16 protein-coding genes are annotated in these 18,705 nt (G+C 59.7%); 9 read left to right on the top strand and 7 right to left on the bottom strand.

Annotated elements, in window-relative coordinates; genetic code table 11:
• The first annotated feature begins 268 nt into the window (after positions 1-268).
• Positions 269-1,402, top strand: coding sequence for an ornithine/lysine decarboxylase (odc2, locus tag DQ393_RS18825; protein WP_112343267.1), 1,134 nt, complete (start codon positions 269-271; stop codon positions 1,400-1,402).
• Positions 1,403-1,515: 113 nt separating this feature from the next.
• Complete coding sequence (locus DQ393_RS18830) at positions 1,516-2,106, top strand: GNAT family N-acetyltransferase (RefSeq protein WP_112343268.1); 591 nt, start codon at positions 1,516-1,518, stop codon at positions 2,104-2,106.
• 57 nt (positions 2,107-2,163) lie between these two features.
• Here DQ393_RS18830 and DQ393_RS18835 read toward each other — a convergent pair whose 3' ends face one another.
• The 6 genes from DQ393_RS18835 to DQ393_RS18860 all read right to left on the bottom strand — a co-directional run bounded on the left by DQ393_RS18835 (position 2,164) and on the right by DQ393_RS18860 (position 9,532).
• Positions 2,164-3,546 carry a cytochrome-c peroxidase gene (locus DQ393_RS18835; protein ID WP_112343269.1) on the bottom strand — a complete coding sequence of 461 codons (1,383 nt, stop codon included), beginning with the start codon at positions 3,544-3,546 and terminating at the stop codon, positions 2,164-2,166.
• A 19-nt stretch (positions 3,547-3,565) separates the two neighbouring features.
• Positions 3,566-5,194: a phospholipase C gene (locus DQ393_RS18840; RefSeq protein WP_112343270.1), complete on the bottom strand. Its 1,629-nt coding sequence runs from the start codon at positions 5,192-5,194 to the stop codon at positions 3,566-3,568.
• Positions 5,195-5,611: 417 nt separating this feature from the next.
• Complete coding sequence (gene cysE, locus DQ393_RS18845; protein ID WP_112343271.1) at positions 5,612-6,427, bottom strand: serine O-acetyltransferase; 816 nt, start codon at positions 6,425-6,427, stop codon at positions 5,612-5,614.
• 77 nt (positions 6,428-6,504) lie between these two features.
• On the bottom strand, positions 6,505-7,494 hold the full coding sequence (locus DQ393_RS18850; protein WP_112343272.1) for a WD40 repeat domain-containing protein: 990 nt from the start codon (positions 7,492-7,494) through the stop codon (positions 6,505-6,507).
• On the bottom strand, positions 7,494-8,588 hold the full coding sequence (locus tag DQ393_RS18855; protein ID WP_112343273.1) for a CobW family GTP-binding protein: 1,095 nt from the start codon (positions 8,586-8,588) through the stop codon (positions 7,494-7,496). Before DQ393_RS18855 ends, DQ393_RS18850 begins: the two co-directional genes overlap by 1 nt.
• Positions 8,589-8,740: 152 nt before the next feature.
• Positions 8,741-9,532 (bottom strand): creatininase family protein, encoded by a 792-nt coding sequence (locus DQ393_RS18860; RefSeq protein ID WP_112343274.1) that lies wholly within the window; start codon positions 9,530-9,532, stop codon positions 8,741-8,743.
• 86 nt (positions 9,533-9,618) lie between these two features.
• Between DQ393_RS18860 and DQ393_RS18865 the strand changes: the two genes are divergently transcribed.
• The 3 genes from DQ393_RS18865 to DQ393_RS18875 all read left to right on the top strand — a co-directional run bounded on the left by DQ393_RS18865 (position 9,619) and on the right by DQ393_RS18875 (position 12,280).
• Positions 9,619-10,131, top strand: coding sequence for a MarR family winged helix-turn-helix transcriptional regulator (locus tag DQ393_RS18865; RefSeq protein ID WP_112343275.1), 513 nt, complete (start codon positions 9,619-9,621; stop codon positions 10,129-10,131).
• A 119-nt stretch (positions 10,132-10,250) separates the two neighbouring features.
• Positions 10,251-11,270 (top strand): LacI family DNA-binding transcriptional regulator, encoded by a 1,020-nt coding sequence (locus DQ393_RS18870; RefSeq protein WP_112335169.1) that lies wholly within the window; start codon positions 10,251-10,253, stop codon positions 11,268-11,270.
• A gap of 41 nt (positions 11,271-11,311) precedes the next feature.
• On the top strand, positions 11,312-12,280 hold the full coding sequence (locus DQ393_RS18875) for a 2-hydroxyacid dehydrogenase (RefSeq protein ID WP_112343276.1): 969 nt from the start codon (positions 11,312-11,314) through the stop codon (positions 12,278-12,280).
• Here DQ393_RS18875 and DQ393_RS18880 read toward each other — a convergent pair whose 3' ends face one another.
• Positions 12,281-13,069: a gamma-glutamyl-gamma-aminobutyrate hydrolase family protein gene (locus DQ393_RS18880; protein ID WP_112343277.1), complete on the bottom strand. Its 789-nt coding sequence runs from the start codon at positions 13,067-13,069 to the stop codon at positions 12,281-12,283.
• A gap of 296 nt (positions 13,070-13,365) precedes the next feature.
• Here DQ393_RS18880 and DQ393_RS18885 point away from each other — a divergent pair, with 296 nt between their 5' ends.
• The 4 genes from DQ393_RS18885 to DQ393_RS18900 all read left to right on the top strand — a co-directional run bounded on the left by DQ393_RS18885 (position 13,366) and on the right by DQ393_RS18900 (position 18,616).
• Positions 13,366-14,472 carry a TRAP transporter substrate-binding protein gene (locus tag DQ393_RS18885; RefSeq protein ID WP_112343278.1) on the top strand — a complete coding sequence of 369 codons (1,107 nt, stop codon included), beginning with the start codon at positions 13,366-13,368 and terminating at the stop codon, positions 14,470-14,472.
• Positions 14,473-14,701: 229 nt separating this feature from the next.
• Positions 14,702-17,005, top strand: coding sequence for a putative bifunctional diguanylate cyclase/phosphodiesterase (locus tag DQ393_RS18890; RefSeq protein WP_112343279.1), 2,304 nt, complete (start codon positions 14,702-14,704; stop codon positions 17,003-17,005).
• A gap of 356 nt (positions 17,006-17,361) precedes the next feature.
• Positions 17,362-18,117, top strand: coding sequence for an N-acyl amino acid synthase FeeM domain-containing protein (locus tag DQ393_RS18895; protein WP_112343280.1), 756 nt, complete (start codon positions 17,362-17,364; stop codon positions 18,115-18,117).
• A 274-nt stretch (positions 18,118-18,391) separates the two neighbouring features.
• Positions 18,392-18,616, top strand: coding sequence for an aa3-type cytochrome c oxidase subunit IV (locus DQ393_RS18900; protein WP_112343281.1), 225 nt, complete (start codon positions 18,392-18,394; stop codon positions 18,614-18,616).
• Positions 18,617-18,705 lie beyond the last annotated feature (89 nt).

Raw genomic sequence — 18,705 nt, forward strand, 5'->3', positions numbered from 1 at the left:
GGTGCGGGCCTTTTTGTTCTCTCCCGGCTTTCCATCAGCCGGGGTTACTGAAGAGGCACACCTTCATTGCCGGAAGTGCGGTTGGGATCTTCCCTCCAATCCATGGCAGACAAAGCGAATTAGCGCCGCTTGCGGCACTCGTTCATCATCCGCGCTTCGCGCATTTGCACGGTACCGGGGTCTCCACCGGCTGGTTCCTGAGCGAATGAGCGTCGCCCTTTGTCCTCTGGGTCTTCCCCGGAGCCTTTGGAATTGAAAGGGAATTGACATGACCACGCAACGTATTCGCGATTTCCTCGCTGCCCGACGTCCGGACGGTCCTTGCCTGGTGGTCGATCTCGATGTCGTCCGCGACAATTTTCACGCCTTCCGTCATGCCATGCCGGACAGCGCCATCTATTATGCCGTCAAGGCCAATCCGGCTCCGGAAGTGCTGCGCCTGCTCGCCAGCCTCGGCTCCAACTTCGATTGCGCGTCCGTCGCCGAAATCGAAATGGCGCTCGATGCCGGCGCGACCGCTGAGCGTATCTCCTACGGCAACACCATCAAGAAGGAGCGCGATATCGCCCGTGCGCATGCACTCGGTATCAACCTCTTTGCCGTCGACAGCCACGAGGAAGTCGAAAAGATTTCGCGTGCGGCCCCCGGCGCCCGCGTGTTCTGCCGCGTCCTGACCGATGGCGAAGGTGCGGAATGGCCGCTGTCGCGCAAGTTCGGTTGCGTCCCGCAGATGGCCGTCGACGTTCTCGTCTACGCGCATCAGCTCGGCCTGGAATCCTACGGCGTGTCTTTCCACGTCGGCTCGCAGATGACCAAGGTCGATGCCTGGGACGATGCTCTTGCCGATGCCAAGCGCGTTTTCGTCTCGCTCGCCAAGCAGGGCATCCACCTGCAGATGGTCAACATGGGCGGTGGTTTCCCGACCAAATACCTGCGCGACGTTCCCTCGGCCGAAGCCTATGGCAAGGCGATCTTTGCGTCTCTGCGCGCCCATTTCGGCAACCAGATCCCGCACACGATCATCGAACCGGGCCGCGGCATGGTCGGCAATGCCGGCGTGATCAAGGCTGAAGTCGTTCTGATCTCCAAGAAGTCGGACAACGATGCCGCTCGCTGGGTCTTCCTCGACATCGGCAAGTTCGGCGGTCTCGCCGAAACCATGGACGAGGCGATCCGTTACCCGATCCGCACGACGCGCGACGGCGACGAGATGGAACCCTGCGTCATCGCCGGCCCGACCTGCGATTCGGCCGACGTGCTCTATGAGAAGAACCTCTATCCGCTGCCGGTGTCGCTCACCATCGGCGACGAGGTCCTGATTGAAGGCACCGGCGCCTACACCACGACCTACTCGGCTGTGGCGTTCAACGGCTTCGACCCGTTGAAGGCTTACATCATCTGAGGTCCGGCAGGGATCTGAAGTTCGACAAAGCCGCCCCCGTAGCCAGCCGGGGCGGCACCCTCACAATAGTTCGTCACCACCGCTGATAACGGTATTGGGCACGGGAGGCCAAGATGGCCGCTGTTCTTGATTCTGTCCGCGCATTCTTTGCGCCGTCCACATTCACTCTCGACCTGGAAAATGCAGGTGATGTCGTTGCGCGCGAAAACCTGCTGGATCGCGCCATGGGTCCCGACCGCCGCAAGAAGTCGTCGGAAAAGCTGCGCCAAGGCCGCGTTCCGGCCGAGGGCCTTGCACTGGTCGCGCGCGATCGCGCCGGCCATGTCATCGGCACCGTTCGCCTCTGGAACGTCGAAGCCGGCGTCGATCGCGAAACGCGTCCGGTCGATGGGTTGCTGCTCGGTCCGCTGGCGATCGATCCCGCCTATGAAGGCAAGGGCATCGGTTCGGCGCTGATGCGCGCTGCCATCCTGGAGGCCAAGAAGCGCGGCCACGGCGCGATCCTGCTCGTCGGCGATGCGCCTTACTACGAGCGTTTCGGCTTCTTTGCGGCAAAGACGCGCCATCTCGTCATGCCCGGTCCGTTTCAGCGCGAGCGTTTCCTGGCTCTCGAACTCAAAGAAGGCTGGCTCGACAGCGCCGCCGGCATGGTCGTCGCCAGCGGCCGCAAGCTTGCCCAGCCGCCGATAGCAAAGGCTGCGTAAAGCGCCCGGACAATCCTGAAATATCAAAGGGCCTTCGCTCATCTGGGCGGAGGCCTTTTATTTGGCGGCCTTCACGTTGTCCTTTGCCGGGTCGTAGCCATCCGTCAGCGTTTTAAGGAAGGCGACGACATCTGCGATTTCGGCATTGTTCAGGGCAGGGGCATCGCCGGGCTTGCGGTTCATCGGCGCGTCGATCACATCGATATTGGCCTGATACTGCGCCGGCAGGTCATCATATTTCAGCACCTTGCCGCTCGCATCCTTCGGGTAGATCTCCTCCGGATTGGTATCGCGCTTGACGTAGAAGCGGGTCACATCCTCAAGCGTGCGGTAGACGCCATTGTGGAAGAAAACGTGGCGGGTAGCGACATTGCGCAGCGTCGGCGTCTTGAACAGCCCGCAATTCTGCTGTTGGGCGGAATAGGCGTCGTTGCGCAATGGGCCGCAAATACTGGTGTCGTAGTAATGCGCATCGGCATTGGCCGGAATGGCCGGATTGCGCGGTGCGCCGAGCGCCTCGAACTCGAAATCAGTGAAGTTAGGCATCTGCCCGTCGCCGGTCATCTTGTCGAGATGGCAGGAGGCGCAGTTGCCCTTGTTCGCATCGTCGAACAGCTTCAATCCCCGCGCTTCCGCATCCGTCAGTACTGCCTTGCCGCGCAGATAGTAGTCGTACTTGCTGGTATAGGGATGAAAGGAGTTTTCCTCGATCTGATAGCGGGCGAGCGCGAAGCCGATCTCGGAGATCGTCATGTCCTGATCGCTGAGGATATTGTCGCCGAAGAGCGCCGAAATCTCCTTGCCGTAACCCTTCTTGAGCTTGGCATAGACGATGGCGGCATCGGCATTCGCCATTTCGAAGGGTGAGATCATCGGCTGCAGGGCCTGTTCCTCCAGCGAATCAACGCGCCCGTCCCAGAACATGCCGCCCTGCGGCACGAGGTTTGCTGCGGCTGCCGCATCGGCCTTGACGACGGCCTCTGCCGTCAGCGGGCCAGTGACGGCGGCGGGGGCATTGGCGAGAGCCACGCCCGATGCTTCGGTCATCGGCGAGGCTTCCGCCGCTTCGTCGGCAGCGCTCTCTTCTCCGATCGAGAAGGAAGGCATCGACATCTTGTAGGCGAGGCTGGGCACCGCGCGGATGCCCGGCTGATCGAGATGCGGGCCACCGAGCTGGACGGCGAGGCCATTGGCCGGCGCATAGTGGTTGGCCGGGTCATGGCAGGTGGCGCAAGACATCTGGCCGCCGCCGGACAGCGACGGATCGAAGAACAGCTTCTTGCCGAGCTGCGCCACCGCGCTCAGTGGCGCCTGGTCATCATAGCCATCGGTTGCCGAAGCACTGGCGGCCGGTTCGCTTGCCATGCCGACAGCCGCACCCGCAAGCGACAGGCCCGCGAGTGCGAGGAGCGGCAGGAGACGGCGGTAGGTCAGGGGCATTTCCGTCTCCCTTGTGGATTTACGATGCCTGGTTGCCGGTCTTTGGATCGAGGATCAGCTTCGGCGCGTCACCCTTGGACCAGTCGAACATGGTGTTCAGCGAGCCCGACAGCACATCGAAGGAGCCGCCGCCGAGGCGGGCGCCGGCCATCCAGTTGTCCTCGATGAAGCGCATGACGGAGGTCTGGTCCGTCAGCGTGTGATCGACGAAGTTGACCTTGGCGTAGGGTGAAATCACAAGCAGCGGCTGGCGCGTGCCGTAGCCGCAGCGTCCCTGCGCCGGCTGGCCATTGACGCCGGGGAGGGCGGTGCCGGTGGAGCAGCTGTCGCCACTCAGCACGTCATAGCCTTTGACCGGGATTTTCGACGGATTGACGACCGCATGGGCATGATCATACCACCCATCGGAATCGTCGTAGAGGATAATGATGGCGGTGTCCTTCCAATCCGGCGAATTCTGCACGGTGTTGACTACCTCAGTTACGAACTCCTGTTCATCGAGCGGATCGGAATAGCCGGCATGGCCGTCCTGATAGGCAGGTGCCTTCAGGAAGCTGACCGTCGGCATGTTGCCGTTCTTCAGCGTCGCATAGAAGTCGGTCATGTCGTACTGGTGGTTTGCCGCATCGGTCGTCCCGATCGCCGCCACCGAAGAGGGGCGTGCATGCGTCGGGTTGGCGGTCGAGGCATAATATTGGAACGGCTGGTGATGTGGAATGTAGTCGGTGTAGTTGACCTTGGTGACGGTCGACGTGGTCGCGCGCTTGCAGCCGGTTGTGCCGTCCGGGTTGGTTAGCGACAGGTCGAAGCCGCCCTCGAAGAAGCCCCAGGTGATCTTGTGCTCGTTCAGCATGTCGCCGATGTTCTTTCCATACATCAGCGCCGTCTGGCCGACCGAGCAGACGTCGCCGGTCGGGTCGAAATCGCTGATCGCGGTCCAGCCGCCATTGCCGTCAGGCACGATGCGGCCCTTGGAATAGGTGCCGTCACTTTCCAGCGTATAGCCGGGCGGCAGGATGGCGCCGTTGGTCTGGCCGGAAATCAGGTTCAGCGCGCCGGGGGTCGAGGGGCCGAAATTGGTGGAGAAGGAATTGTCGTTCAGCGCGTAATGCTGGGCATAATGCCAAAAGGCCGTGACGGTGTTGCCGTCATAATAGCCCATGACCTGCCCTTTGGTGCCGAAGGCACCGGCGGCACCCTTGGTGCCACGGCCGGTATTGGTTGGGAAAAGGTCCATAGCGAAGTTGTTGTAGGCGGCCTGTTCGGCGGTATAGCCATGGTTCTGTGACTGGGTCGCCGCCTGCGTACGATCGAGCCGGAAGGGCGCCGCCGCATCGGCGCCGTTTGCCGTGTTGGTCTTGTTCGGATTGTTGTCGAGAAGACCGGCATTGGCGAGCGTGTTGATATCGGTCGGCGTGTTGTCGGCGGCCTTGAACGCCGGTTCGCCATCGACATTCGCTGCCTTGGGATAGGTCGCGAAATAATGGTCGAAGGAGACGTTTTCCTGGAAGATCACGACAAGATGCTTGATGGGCGTCGCGGTATTCGGTGCCGGGCTTAGGTCAGTGGCACCGGCGGCGGAACAGAGCAAAACAAGGGTAAGCGCGCTGCCGGCGATAAGCGCGGCGCCACGTGAAAGACTGATCATCGTCATATCCTCTTCGAGTGGGGGCATTGCTCCGGCGCATTTGCGCCACGCCGGGCATAGAGAACCCTTTCGAGCTATCAATGGAGCATGACAGTTCCATGAAGGGTGACGGGCAGGCGATTCAGCCGTTGATATCGCATCTTCGGCAAGCACTTGATTCTGCTGTGCTGGATGCGGAACGGTACGAGTCGCCTGTCTGGAGCGTTTACGGTGCTACCTTATGTCACGGACTGCCAGCGGGTGTTTCCTCACCCGCCCTCGTGCTTCGGGTTGGCCCTTTGGGCCTCCTCAGCATGAGGGCCGATTTGCGCGCCTCGCCACGGAACTTGCTTCACCTCATGGTGAGGTGCAGCGCCGTTAAGCGCAGCGAAAACGACGATGCCTTGAACCAGGAGGTGGCCACAGTCCCAGCTGAAATCAGATATTCTGATCCATCGTCTCAGCCGGGATCTCGTCGGCGCGATGGATGCGCACGACCACGGCAGGCACGCCTGCGACGGTGCAGTGCGGCGGCACGGGTTTGACCACGACGCTGCCCGCGGCAACCTTGCTGAAGGCGCCGACTTCGATATTGCCGAGGATCTTGGCGCCGGCGCCGATCATCACGCCGTGACGGATCTTCGGATGACGGTCGCCGCTCTCCTTGCCGGTGCCGCCGAGCGTGACGTTCTGCAGGATGGAAACCTCATCCTCTATCACGGCAGTTTCGCCGATGACGATGCCGGAGCCGTGGTCGAGCATGATCGAGGTGCCGATCTTCGCGGCCGGATGAATATCCGGGCCAAAAACGAGCGAGACGAGATTGGAGAGCCAGCTCGCAATTTCCTTGCGGCCTTCCATCCAGAGCGCATGGGCGATGCGGTGCGTCTGCAGGGCATGAAAACCCTTCAAGTTCAGAAGAGCATGCAGGTAGGTGGTGCAGGCGGGGTCGCGGGTTCGCACCGCGACAAGATCCGCTTCCGTTGCTTGCAGGATGGCGGGATATCGCCTCAGTACGTCGGATAGCAGAGAAAGCATGTCGCCGTGCTCGATCCTGACGACGCAAAGCCTAGCGGCCAATACGTTGGCAAGGCTTTCGGCCTCGGAGTTTCCGGCAAGCAATTGCGCCTGCAGCAGCGGCGCAAGCGTCGGTTCGCGGGCCGCCAGTTCGGCGGCTTCGCAACGGATCACATCCCAGACGTTTTCGGCTGGGGCAGGCGCATTTCCGGCGATTGCCGTTCCTGACTGTGGCATGATCCTGTCTCTCTGCATCTCATTGTTTTCACGCCATTCCCGACGGAAAACTGCCGCGCACCTTTTCCGGAATTGTTTTAACCGGAGATATCCACGACGCCGCAGTCGCCGGCTTCGGAGGCGAAGGCGAGCAGCTTGCCGGATTTGCTCCAGCTCATCGACGTAATGGCACCCTTGCCGGGCCGGCGCAAGAGCGCTTCCTTGGCGTCGCCGATGCGCACCGCAAGGATCATGCCATCGATAAAGCCGATGGCGAGGATATCCTCGACGGGGTGGAACTTCACCGAAGTCGCCATGATGTTGGCGCGGGTGCCGAGCTCCAACGGCGCCTTGCCCATCGGACCATCCTTGCCCTGGAAGGGCCAGACGATCGCCGCCGGTGCGCCGGAGGAGGCCAGCCACTTCCCCTTGTTGGACCAGGAGAGCGACTTCACCTTGGCGGGATAGCCGGTCATGCGCATGTGCCTGGCTTCGGCACCCGGCTTCGCATCCATCTTCCAGCCGTGCAGCGCATTTTCCTGCATGGTCGTGACGATGAACTGGCCATCCGGCGAGAAGGTGACGCTGGTATGGGCGCCCTTCCATTCCAGATTGACCGGCTGGGCGCTCATGCCGACCCAATGCAGCGATACGCCGTTGTAGCGGGCAACCGCAATGCGCAGGCCCTTCGGAGCGAAAGCGATGCCTTCGACGGTACGTTCTTCCGGAAACTCTTTCGTCGTCCCGTCGGAGAGCTGTACGAAGGTGCTCTTGCCATAGGAATAGGCGACAGCGCCCTGCGGGCCGGCTGCAAGCTGGCTGATCCACTTGCGCGGCGCTTCGGCGAGCACCGCCATGCTGCCGTCGGCTGCGATCCGCAGAACCTTGCCATCCTCGCCGCCGGAGATCAGGCTCTCGCTATGGGGATCGCGGATGCAGGTCAGCATCCCCTGATGGGCTTCGGTAACCTTCTCGCCGCCTTCGAGGCGGTGGATCGCGCCGGCGGCGCTGGCGAAAAAGGGGGTATCACCTAAAAATTCGACGGCCAGAACGTGGCCGTCGATATCAAGCGGAGCAACAGTCGGCATCAGGCAGACGCCTCGCACGCCTTGAAGCTGGCTTCCAGTTTTTCGCGGTCAAGCTCGCGGCCGATGAAGACGAGACGGCTCTCATGCTTTTCGCCGTCCTTCCAGGGACGCTGGTGGTCGCCTTCGATGATCATGTGCACACCCTGAACGACATAGCGTTCCGGATCGTCCTTGAAGGCGATGATGCCCTTGAGGCGCAGGATGTTGGGGCCTTGCGTCTGCGTGACCTTCTGGATCCAGGGGAAGAAGCGCTCGGCATTCATCTCGCCGCCGCGCAGTGAAACCGACTGCACGGTGACGTCATGGATCGGGGAAGGAGCATGGTGGTGATGATGGTCGTGATCATGGTGGTGATGATCGTGGTCGTGATCATGATGGTGGTGGTGATCATGATCATGATCGCAATCCGGGCCGCAGACATGATCCTCATGGCCGTGCTCGAGGAAATGCGGGTCGTTCTCGAGCGCGCGTTCCAGGTTGAAGGCGCCCTGGTTCAGCACGCGAGCGAGCTCGACGCCGGATCGGGTCGTCTTGTAGACGCGGGCAGCCGGGTTGATCGCGTGGACGATGTCCTCGATCTGGGCAAGCTCTTCCGGCGTTACGAGATCGGACTTGTTGATGACGACGACGTCGGCGAAGGCGATCTGGTCTTCGGCTTCGCGGCTGTCCTTCAGGCGCAGCGGCAGGTGCTTGGCGTCGACGAGCGCGACGACGGCGTCGAGTTCGGTCTTGGCGCGGACATCGTCATCCATGAAGAAGGTCTGGGCGACCGGAACCGGATCGGCAAGGCCCGTCGTTTCGACGATGATGCCGTCAAAGCGGCCGGGACGGCGCATCAGGCCTTCGACGACGCGGATGAGATCGCCGCGAACGGTGCAGCAGACGCAGCCATTGTTCATTTCGTAGATTTCTTCGTCCGACTCGACGATGAGGTCGTTGTCGATGCCGATCTCGCCGAATTCGTTGACGATGACGGCGTATTTCTTGCCGTGATTTTCAGACAGGATGCGGTTCAGCAGCGTCGTCTTGCCGGCGCCGAGATAGCCGGTGAGAACGGTAACGGGAATGGGCTTTTGCGTGGCTGTTTCGGTCATGGGAGCCTCGAAATATGGAAGGTTGCCCCGGAGAGCAGATATTGGTCGGGTTCCATATAAGGAGTTGAAGACGTCAGTTCAAAGGCTTTTGTATGTTATAAGATCACATTGCATTGCGCAGGAATGGAGCAGGCGTCGATTCATGATGCCGATCAAGTCAGCGTCGTCATGTCGAACGCGTCGACATCCTCGAACAGCTCGACGAGACCTTGCACCGCATGCGCGATCAGCCGCTCGCCCTTGGCCGCCGTTGCGACGCCTGCATTGCCGGCAACGCCTTGCGTGCTGAGATCAGACATCTTCCAGCCGAAGGCGTGAGGTCCATAGGCGCGCAGATGCTTGAAGCCCTTGATGAACTCCGATTGTCGCGACGGGAAGTTCACCGCCTTCGACATGTCCACTTTCTCCGGATGCAGCGCCAGCATGACCGATGTCTCGATATCACCGCCGTGAATGTCGATGGCTTTGTCATTCGGCGCGATCAGCCCGTCCGGTACGCCGAAGCGGGTCCAGCTGGTGGCGACCGCCAGCATGCCGAAGCGCACACGCGCCTCCGTCGCGACGATGGTCATCAGCGGCGAGTTGCCGCCATGGGCATTCAGCATGACGAATTTGCGGATGCCGAGCCCGCTCAACCGCTCGGCGATACCAAGCCAGCGCCCGATAGCCTCGTCGAAGGTCAGCGTCTTCGTGCCGGCGACATCCATATGCTCGATCGAGTAGCCGACGGCCTCGACGGAAAGGAAGGTAACCGGCAGTTTGGCCGGCAAAGCAACCTTGAGACGTGAAACGATTCCCTCGGCAATGAGCGTATCGGTTTCGAACGGCAGATGCGGTCCGTGTTGCTCATAGGCGCCAAGTGGCAGCACGGCGATCCATTTTGATCGCTCCTGCGGCGTCAGTGTTTCATCATTGTCATCGAAACATGGCAAAGGATACGCCATCTGAGGATGTGCCTCTTGTTTATGTCAGTAACCTGCGCAATGTCATAGCGTGATGACTTAGCGGCGAAAAGGTCAATGGAATCACGATGGGCAAGAAGAACAAGGTCGGGAAGAAAAGTAAGTCAGGTAAAAAGAAGGATCACCGGGACTACACGCTTGCCGATCTGTCGCCGGCATTGACACAGGCAGCGCGGGCCATGCGCACGGTGATGACACGCAGCCTGACAGCGAGTGGTCTTTATGCCGGGCAGGATGGGGTCATTCTGGCGCTGGCGGCAAATGACGGGCTGCCCGCTGGTACGCTGGCCCAGAAGCTCGGCGTCAAGGCTCCGACCATGACGAGGACGATCGGCCGCATGGAGGCGCAAGGCTTCGTCGAACGGCGGCCGGATGCCGAGGATGCGCGGCTGACGAAGGTCTATCTCACCGAGACGGGCCGCAATAGCGTCAGCGAGATCGAAAGTTCCGCCGCGACCTGCGATGAACTGGCTACCCGCGGATTCTCCGAAAAGGAAATCCGCTCGCTCGTGCGTCTGCTCAAGACGATCGAGAGCAACCTTCAGGCCGGCGACGACGAAGAAGACGACGAGGAATTCTGAGAATCCTCGCGAATTCGTGTTGCACGATGTGATTAAAGCTTTTAATTAAAGATTTTAAATTCCGGAATCGTAAAACGACGGAATATGTTGACGGCTGCGTTTCACGGGGGAGGGAGTGCGTGGCGCAAAAGATAAAGCTTTCTACGATTGCGGAAACGCTCGGTATTTCAACGGCAACTGTATCCCTGGCCTTACGCGATAGCCCATTGGTCGCGGTCAATACCCGCGAGAAGATCAAGGATCAGGCCCGCGCGCTGGGCTATATCTACAATCGCCGTGCGGCAAGTCTCAGGACATCGCGGTCCGGCATTATCGGCGTCGTCGTCCACGACATCATGAATCCCTTTTACGGGGAAATCCTGAAGGCGATCGAAAGCGAGCTCGACCGCAGCCGCCATACCTTCATTCTTTCCAATCATTATGATTCGGTCGAGAAGCAGCGGACCTTCATCGAGACGCTGTTGCAGCTCGGTGGCGACGGCGTCATCATGTCGCCGGCGATCGGAACGCCGCCGGAAGATTTCGAGCTGGCGGAAGAAAACGGCATGCCGGCCATTCTGGTGGCACGACAGATCGAAGCGCTGGATCTGCCGACCTTTCGCGGCGATGACAGCTATGGCATTTCGCTTGCGACCAACCATCTGATCAGCCTTGGCCACCGCTCTATCGCGATGATCGGCGGTACCGACCAGACCTCGACGGGACGCGACCGTTACCAGGGCTATGTCAATGCTCTGCGCAAGGCTGCCATCGAGGTCGATCCCAATCTGCGTATTCCCGGCGCGCGCTCCAAACAGGGTGGTTTCGAGGCTGCCGTGCATTTCCTGTCGCTGCCGCAGAAGCCGACGGCCGCCGTCTGCTGGAACGATCTGGTCGCCATCGGACTCATGAACGGCATTTCGCGCGCCGGCCTTGTGCCGGGACGGGATATTTCGGTTACCGGCTATGACGATCTGGAAGAAGCGGCGATTGCGACGCCGGCGCTGACGACCGTCTGGAACGGTCAGGCCGAGGTCGGAAGACTTGCAGCGCGGGCGCTTTTGGATAGGCTGGCAGGAAGCCATGAGCCGGATGGTATCCATCTTATTAAGCCGGAAATGCGCATCCGCCAATCCACGGCGCCCTACAAAGCTCGTTAGCAGCGGTTCGGCGCCGAACAGTCTCTCAAGAGGAAAGATCCATGTCCGACAGCCGCATCGCCATCCTCGTTCCGGGGAAGATACACCCGCGCGTCCTCGAAAGGCTCGGGAAACGGTTCGATATCGTTTCGGTCGAACGCGATTGCGGTCCGAAGACCGATGCGGAGACCGCGTCCCGCATCCGCGGTGTGGCTGTCGCAGGCGGGTTCGATGCGGCCTGGATCGATGCTTTTCCGAATGTCGAGGTCATCGCCAATTTCGGCGTCGGCTATGATGGGATCGATGTCAAGCACGCCGCCTCGAAGGGGATCGTCGTGACCAATACGCCTGATGTCCTGAACGACGAGGTCGCCGATACCGCGATCGCCCTGCTCCTGAACACGCTGCGACAATTTCCCAAGGCGGAAAGCTGGCTGCGCGAAGGGCATTGGGCAAAGGAAGGGGCGTTTCCGCTCTCGCCTTTTTCCATGAGAGGGCGCCGCGTCGGCATTTACGGGCTCGGTCGCATCGGTCTGGAGATCGCGAGAAGGCTGGAGCCGTTCAAGGTGAAGATCGGCTATCACACCCGCACGCCGCGTGATTCGCTGCCCTATGACTACTATCCGACGCTGAAGGAGATGGCGCAGTCGGTGAATACGCTGATCTCCATCGTGCCGAAGACGCCGGAGACGCACAAGGTCATCAATGCCGAAATCCTGTCGGCGCTCGGGCCGCGGGGGGTGTTCATCAATATCGGCCGCGGCTGGTCCGTCGATGACGACGCGCTGATAACAGCCCTCGGCAACGGCACGCTGGGCGCTGCCGGCCTCGATGTCTTCTATGACGAACCGAATGTCCCGGCCGGATATCTCTCGCTGCCGAACGTTTCGCTGCTGCCGCATGTGGCATCCGCCTCGGTGCCGACGCGCGATGCCATGGCCGATCTGGTCTCCGACAATATCATCGAATGGTTCGCCAAGGGTGAGCCTGTGACGCCGGTGCCGGAAACCCCCGTCAAGCCACGAGGCTGATCATACGGCTTTTTGCTGATGCGGAGCGACCGCAGGCCGCTCCTTGCCAGCCGCATAATCGCGCACTGCATCGCCGAAGGCGGTGAAGAGCTTCAGCGACGGCGAATCCGTTTCGGCCCAATATTCCGGGTGCCACTGTACGCCGACGGCAAAGGCCTTGGCGCCGATGACGGAAACGGCCTCGATCGTGCCATCCTCGGCCAGCGCTTCCACCTGCAGTCTCGGCGCCGTATCGGCGATCGCCTGACGATGCAGCGAGTTGACGCGCACTTCACCCGGCCCGACGACGCGGGCGATGCAGGAGCCTTCCTTGACGAAGACGCTCTGGCGGATCGCATACATCGTGTCGCGATCGACATTCGGCGGCTTACGGTGATCCCAGATGCCCGGCTGATCCTGGATTTCGCTTGCCAGCGTACCGCCAAGCGCGACGTTCAGCTCCTGAATGCCGCGGCAGATGGCGAGCATCGGAATGGCGCGATCGATGGCGCGGCGGATGAGCGGCAGCGAAGTCGCGTCGCGCGCCGGATCGAAAGGACCGTCGCTTTCAAGCGCTTCCATTCCGTAGAGGGACGGGTGCACATTGGTAGCCGAACCGGAAACGAGCAGCCCATCCACCCGGTCGAGAATGGCATCCGCATCATTGCCCTCTTCGAGCGCGGGCACGATCAGCGCCATCAATCCCGCAGCCTTCACGGCGGCATGAACATATTGCAGCTGCACCGCGTGCCAGCGCGTGCCGTCGAATTCGCGAATGTCGGCGGGGATGGCGATGATCGGTCTGGGCATTCAGGGCTCCGGAAACGGCGAAACGGTTGTATGGTGGGACCTCTGGATGATCATGATGTCAATCCAAAGGCATATTATCCACGTCACGAATCTACGCGAAGACGGCGCAGGCGGCAACGTGCGGCGGTTTCCATAAGGCTTTGTTTCCCTTCGTCATGCGGATGTACAGGAATCGCCATAATGCGGTGCAAGAGAGCTAACTTGAAAGACTGGGTGCGGCGTGGTTAGTTCCATCGCTTGCGCCATGATGGGGAACGCGCCGTTTCCCAGCAATGCCGTCCGTATGGGAGAATTCGATGGATCGCCGTTCCTTCATCAGGCGGGCAGGAGCCGTTGGCGCAGGCGCTGCAGCCTCCACGCTTGCGAGCCCGGCTTTGGCCCAGGAATATCCGAAGGTCACCTGGAGGATGACTTCCTCTTTCCCCAAGAGCCTGGACACGATCTATGGCGGCGCGGAGGATATTGCCGCGCATGTTTCCGACGCGACCAACGGCAATTTCGTCATTCAGACCTATGAGGCTGGTGAGATCGTTCCTGGTGCACAAGCGGCCGATGCGGTGAGCGCCGGCGCGGTCGATGCCGCGCATACCTGCTCCTATTATTTCTGGCAAAAAGATCCGACCTATGCCATCGGCACGGCGCTGCCCTTCGGCCTCAACGCCCGGCTGACCAATGCCTGGTTCTATCAGGGCAACGGCAACAAGCTGATGAACGAGTTTTACGCAACGCAGGGCATATTGGGCCTGCCTGCGGGAAATACCGGTGCGCAGATGGGCGGCTGGTTTCGTAAGGAAATCAATACGCTCGACGACCTCAAGGGTCTGAAGATGCGCATTGCCGGATTGGCCGGCAAGGTGATCGAAAAGATCGGCGTGGTGCCGCAACAGGATATCGCGGTCAACGGGGTCTACGACGCGCTGAGCAAAGGCATCGTCGATGCGGCCGAATGGGTTGGCCCTTACGACGACCTGAAGCTCGGGCTGCAGCAGATCGCCAAATACTACTACTATCCCGGATGGTGGGAAGGCGGTGCCGTGGTGCACGCTTTCTTCAATCTGGAGAAATGGAATGCCTTGCCGAAAAATTACCAGGCAATCCTCACGGATGCCTGTGCCTTCGCCAATACCAACATGCTGGCGAAATACGATGTGAAGAACCCCCAGGCGCTGAAAGATATCGTGCAGCAGGGCGTGACGCTGCGTCCGTTCAGCCAGGAGATCATGGAGGCGTGCTTCCAGGCCGCCGGCGCGCTCTATGCGGATCTTTCCAAATCCAACGCTTATTTCAAGCGCATCTACGAGGATCAGGTTTCCTATAAAAAAGATGCGTATCTTTGGATGCAGCTTTCGGAGTATACTTTCGATACTTTTATGATGATCCAGCAGCGAGCGGGCAAGTTGTGATCGTATTCTGTAAGTCTTTAGTAATATCTTGTTTTATTTATTAGCGACTTAAATATTATTTTCGAGGTAGGGTGAGCCGGGAATCATTGCACTAATACGATGCGGACCGCAGCCTAACTTCGATGTAAGTTACCGATACGATTGATAAATCTGTCCAGTTGGGTGTTATTGAGCAATCAAATTTTAAAACGTTTTCACTAGGGTGTCCGCCGCATCAGGGGAAGTCTGAATGAAGCCTCCAAGCCCGGACACCGTGCCGACGGATGTTTATCTGTCGTTCGTCAGTTCGCTTTTCGGAAACCGTAAAACGCTGTTTACGGGCGTGTTCGTTCATATCCTCACCTATGTCATCGTTTTCCTGAGCACGCGCGCAAATATCTATCTCACGCTTTGCCTGGCTTTCGGTGCCGTATTTGCCTTGAGAATGTATTCGTTCCGGCAATTCGATGCGGCGGACAAGCATAGTTTCACGCGGGCCGATATCGCCAAATGGGAAACGCGTTATGTGATCGGTGCCGCCGCAACCGCATCCATCCTCGGCATCGGCAGCGGCTATGCCATCCTGATCGTGCAGGATCCGCTGGCGGAATTCATCTGCATCGCCGTAACGATGGCGTCGATGGTGTCGATCGTCGGCCGCAACTACGGATCCCAGAAGGCGATCGACCTGCAGACGCTCGCCTGCTGTCTGCCGATCATCATCGCCTGCCTGATGTCGCAGCAGCTCTACAAGGCGATCGTCTCCATCATGCTCGTCCCCTTCGGGTTGACGACGCGGGCGATGGCGAACGGCGTGCGCGAATTTCTCTACAAGAACGTCATCGCCTCGCGCGAGATATCCCTGATCGCCGACCGGTTCGATACCGCGCTCAACAATATGACGCACGGGCTCTTCATGCTGGATGCCCAGAACCGCATCCTCGTCGTCAACCGCAAGGCTTGCGAACTCCTGAATTTCGCGCATCCGGAGCAGCTCAAGGACTGCGAGTTCGACGTCGTTCTCCGTTACGGCGCGCGCAACGCCTTCATCGACGGCTCCTTGCCCGGACTCATCCACCGGCAAATGGGGCAGCTGGTCAGCGGTACGCTTTCCCGCACGCTTATCCAGTTCAACGAGGATCAATTTCTGGAATTCTCGGCCAGCCGTCGCGCCGACGGCATCGTCATCCTGATCTTCGAAGACGTCACCGTGCGCATCCGGGCTGAGCGCAAGATCCTGCATATGGTCCGCTATGACCCTCTGACGGGCCTGCCGAACCGCGAATATTTCATCGAGCTGGTCAAGGAAAAGCTTGCAGCGCGCATGCGGGACGGCCGGATCGGAATCCTGGTTCTCGATGTCGACGACTTCAAGCATGTCAACGATACAAAGGGGCATCTGGCCGGTGATCGGCTTCTTGTTGCCATAGCCGAGCGCCTGAAGGAGCTCGCGGGCACTGCGGCGCTTTCGGCACGGCTGGTGGGCGATCAATTCGTCCTGTTCTTCCCGAACGAGGACAATGCGCCGGAGATCGATGGCCATATTCGCGCGCTGCACGCGGCAATGACAGGCATCTACGATGTCGACGGCAACAGCTTCCGCATTTCCTTCAGCGGCGGATATGTGACCATGCCGAGCAGGGAGTTCCGCTCGGAGGAATGGCAGGTCAAGGTCGATCTGGCGCTGTTCGACGCCAAGTCGCGCTTGAAAGGCGGATGCAGCGCCTTCGAAGAGGAGATGGATGCGCGCTATGTCGAGCGCCAGAAACTGAAGGAAGACCTGCGCGAAGCTGTCGAGGCGGGCAGGCTGCATGCCGTCTATCAGCCGATGTTTACGCCGGACGGCTCCCGCATCGTTTGCTGCGAGGCGCTGGCGCGCTGGATTCATCCGGAAAAGGGTTCGATCCCGCCCAATATCTTCGTGCAGATCGCCGAGGAAATGGGCATCGTTGCCGGCATCACCCGCTTCATGATCAACCAGGCCTGCCGGGACTGCGTTTCCTGGCCGGCGCCGCTTGCGGTCTCGGTCAACCTGTCAGCGCAGGATCTGCGCAACGACGATATCGTCACCGTCGTTATGGAGGCACTCGAGGCGTCGGGATTGGAGCCGTCGCGGTTGCATCTCGAGGTCACGGAAAGCTGCCTGATGGACGAGGTGGCAACCGTTCGCTCCATTCTTGCCGATCTGCGCGCCAAAGGCATCACGATCGCGATCGATGATTTCGGAACAGGCTTTTCCAGCCTCAGCTACCTGGATTCCCTGCCGGTGGACGTCGTCAAGATCGACCGGTCCTTCGTTCGCGACATCACGACGGACAGCCGCCGCTTCAAGTTATTGTGCGGCATCGTCGATCTTTCCCGTGCGCTCAGCCTCCATATCGTCATCGAAGGCGTCGAGACGCTCGAACAGCTGGCACTCATCGTTGAGAAGAACCTGGCCGATATCATCCAGGGTTATGTGTTTTCCGCACCCGTGACCCGGGAACAGGTGGCTGTGATGGTGGCCGGCCTCAATCGTCGGCTGCCGGGTGCGCGTGAGGATCATGTCGCCTGATACAAGGAGCGGACGCGTATTATTGCGCAGACGCTAAAATAATCCGGGAACCGGCGATCGTATCACGCCACCATAATGATCCGGGCCAATCGATCATCCTGCCGCAGGCTGCTTGTGTAAATTGTAAGTCGAAGATCCGCGCTTGTTTTGTGCGGATCAGATAGCTGGGCAGATCCGCTTATTTATCATGTCATAACAACGATAACTTGGTTGCAGCGCGCGGCCGAGCCTATACCGGTATTCGTTAAAAAAATTAACCTTAATGGAATTAATAGTTAATAAAAATTAAATCAAATATTGATCAAACCACGAGTTTTTACCAATTATGTTCCGTTAACCATCATGGAACATTCATTATGACTCATGTGAGTGCTTGGAAAGACAGCTTTGCCGGCAAGCTGATGGAGGTGCTCGATCACGTAGAATATCGCCGGATCGAAAGCAGCGAAGACATGGAGGGTGTCGCGCGGCTACGCTACAAGGCCTACAAGGCGCGCGACGTCTTGCCTGTGGCGGCCAAGAACTTGATCGACGACATCGACTTCGACGATCACGCCTATATTTTCGGGGTCTATTATGACGAGGAGCTGGTGAGCACGGTGCGGATACACCATGTCACGCCGGATCATCGCGTATGTCAATCGACCGGTATCTTCCCCGAGGAAATTCACGCCTTCCTCGATGCCGGCATGACGTTGATCGACCCCGCACGCTTTGCCGTCGATCCCGATTTCGAGCTGGAGCTGCCGGGGCTGCCCTATCTGACGCTTCGGCCCGCGATCGTCGGCGCCGTCTATTTCAACACGGATCGCGTGATGCAGCACATCCGCCCGGCACATGCGGCCTTCTACAAGCGCGTCTTCTATGCCGATACGATCGTGCCGCCGCGGATGACCAAGACCTATGGCTTCGAGTTGACGCTGCTGGCGTCGCGCTCGAAGGAAATTCGGGGCAAGCTGATGCAACGGTATCCGTTCTTTGACTCGGAGCCCTATGAAAGACGCATGATGTTTTCCCGCAACGAGGATAACGGTTCGCCTCCGTTGACCATTCTGCCGACGGCACGGCTGGCAAATGGCGGTCGCCGCGAAATTCGCGGGCAATTCGGCTAGCATGGGGTGATTTTGGGTCGAATGGCCCGGATGCGATTCCGCGCCGGAATCAAGCAGCTGGAGCATGATGTCGTCCGAAATCGACTTTTCGGTATCTTGCTCCAGACTGCGCGCCCGTGCGACCTTCTCGTGCATTGCATTTTTCCTCGCTTTGTGTAACCCCTCGATAGAGGAAATTCGGCTGCGGCATCTGCCATGCCTCAGCCTTTGAGGATTAGCTCCAGCCGCCGGCCTGCATGGCCGGTCGGGGAGTGAATTGAGGGGAGACTTCTGAATGGCCGAACATCATACCGGACCGGTCGAAACTGGCGCCGCCATGGACTACAAGGAACATGAGAAAACCTATAAAGGGTTCCTGTTCGTGGCCAGGCTGGGATCGGTGATCGTCGCTGCTTTGCTGATTGCTATGGCGGCCGGTTTTTTCGGTCATGCCGGCTTGCTTGGCGGCTTTATCATTTTCCTCGTTCTTTCGTTCCTTGGTTTCCTATTGTCGCGTTGACCGACGCAGGGCCGTCCGGCCCGCGGCTTTGCTGAAAATTATGACCTGATTTCGCAGGTGTTGCCCTGCTGCATCGAGCAGGGCTGCGG

It is taken from the genome of Martinezella tropici (genome assembly GCF_003287875.1).
GTDB classification, from domain to species: domain Bacteria; phylum Pseudomonadota; class Alphaproteobacteria; order Rhizobiales; family Rhizobiaceae; genus Rhizobium; species Rhizobium tropici_C.

Coding starts and splice junctions, on each gene's coding strand:
- odc2 (WP_112343267.1), top strand. CDS start 269: ATGACCACGCAACGTATTCGCGATTTCCTCGCTGCCCGACGTCCGGAC.
- DQ393_RS18830 (WP_112343268.1), top strand. CDS start 1,516: ATGGCCGCTGTTCTTGATTCTGTCCGCGCATTCTTTGCGCCGTCCACA.
- DQ393_RS18835 (WP_112343269.1), bottom strand. CDS start 3,546: ATGCCCCTGACCTACCGCCGTCTCCTGCCGCTCCTCGCACTCGCGGGC.
- DQ393_RS18840 (WP_112343270.1), bottom strand. CDS start 5,194: ATGATCAGTCTTTCACGTGGCGCCGCGCTTATCGCCGGCAGCGCGCTT.
- cysE (WP_112343271.1), bottom strand. CDS start 6,427: ATGCCACAGTCAGGAACGGCAATCGCCGGAAATGCGCCTGCCCCAGCC.
- DQ393_RS18850 (WP_112343272.1), bottom strand. CDS start 7,494: ATGCCGACTGTTGCTCCGCTTGATATCGACGGCCACGTTCTGGCCGTC.
- DQ393_RS18855 (WP_112343273.1), bottom strand. CDS start 8,588: ATGACCGAAACAGCCACGCAAAAGCCCATTCCCGTTACCGTTCTCACC.
- DQ393_RS18860 (WP_112343274.1), bottom strand. CDS start 9,532: ATGGCGTATCCTTTGCCATGTTTCGATGACAATGATGAAACACTGACG.
- DQ393_RS18865 (WP_112343275.1), top strand. CDS start 9,619: ATGGGCAAGAAGAACAAGGTCGGGAAGAAAAGTAAGTCAGGTAAAAAG.
- DQ393_RS18875 (WP_112343276.1), top strand. CDS start 11,312: ATGTCCGACAGCCGCATCGCCATCCTCGTTCCGGGGAAGATACACCCG.
- DQ393_RS18880 (WP_112343277.1), bottom strand. CDS start 13,069: ATGCCCAGACCGATCATCGCCATCCCCGCCGACATTCGCGAATTCGAC.
- DQ393_RS18885 (WP_112343278.1), top strand. CDS start 13,366: ATGGATCGCCGTTCCTTCATCAGGCGGGCAGGAGCCGTTGGCGCAGGC.
- DQ393_RS18890 (WP_112343279.1), top strand. CDS start 14,702: ATGAAGCCTCCAAGCCCGGACACCGTGCCGACGGATGTTTATCTGTCG.
- DQ393_RS18895 (WP_112343280.1), top strand. CDS start 17,362: ATGACTCATGTGAGTGCTTGGAAAGACAGCTTTGCCGGCAAGCTGATG.
- DQ393_RS18900 (WP_112343281.1), top strand. CDS start 18,392: ATGGCCGAACATCATACCGGACCGGTCGAAACTGGCGCCGCCATGGAC.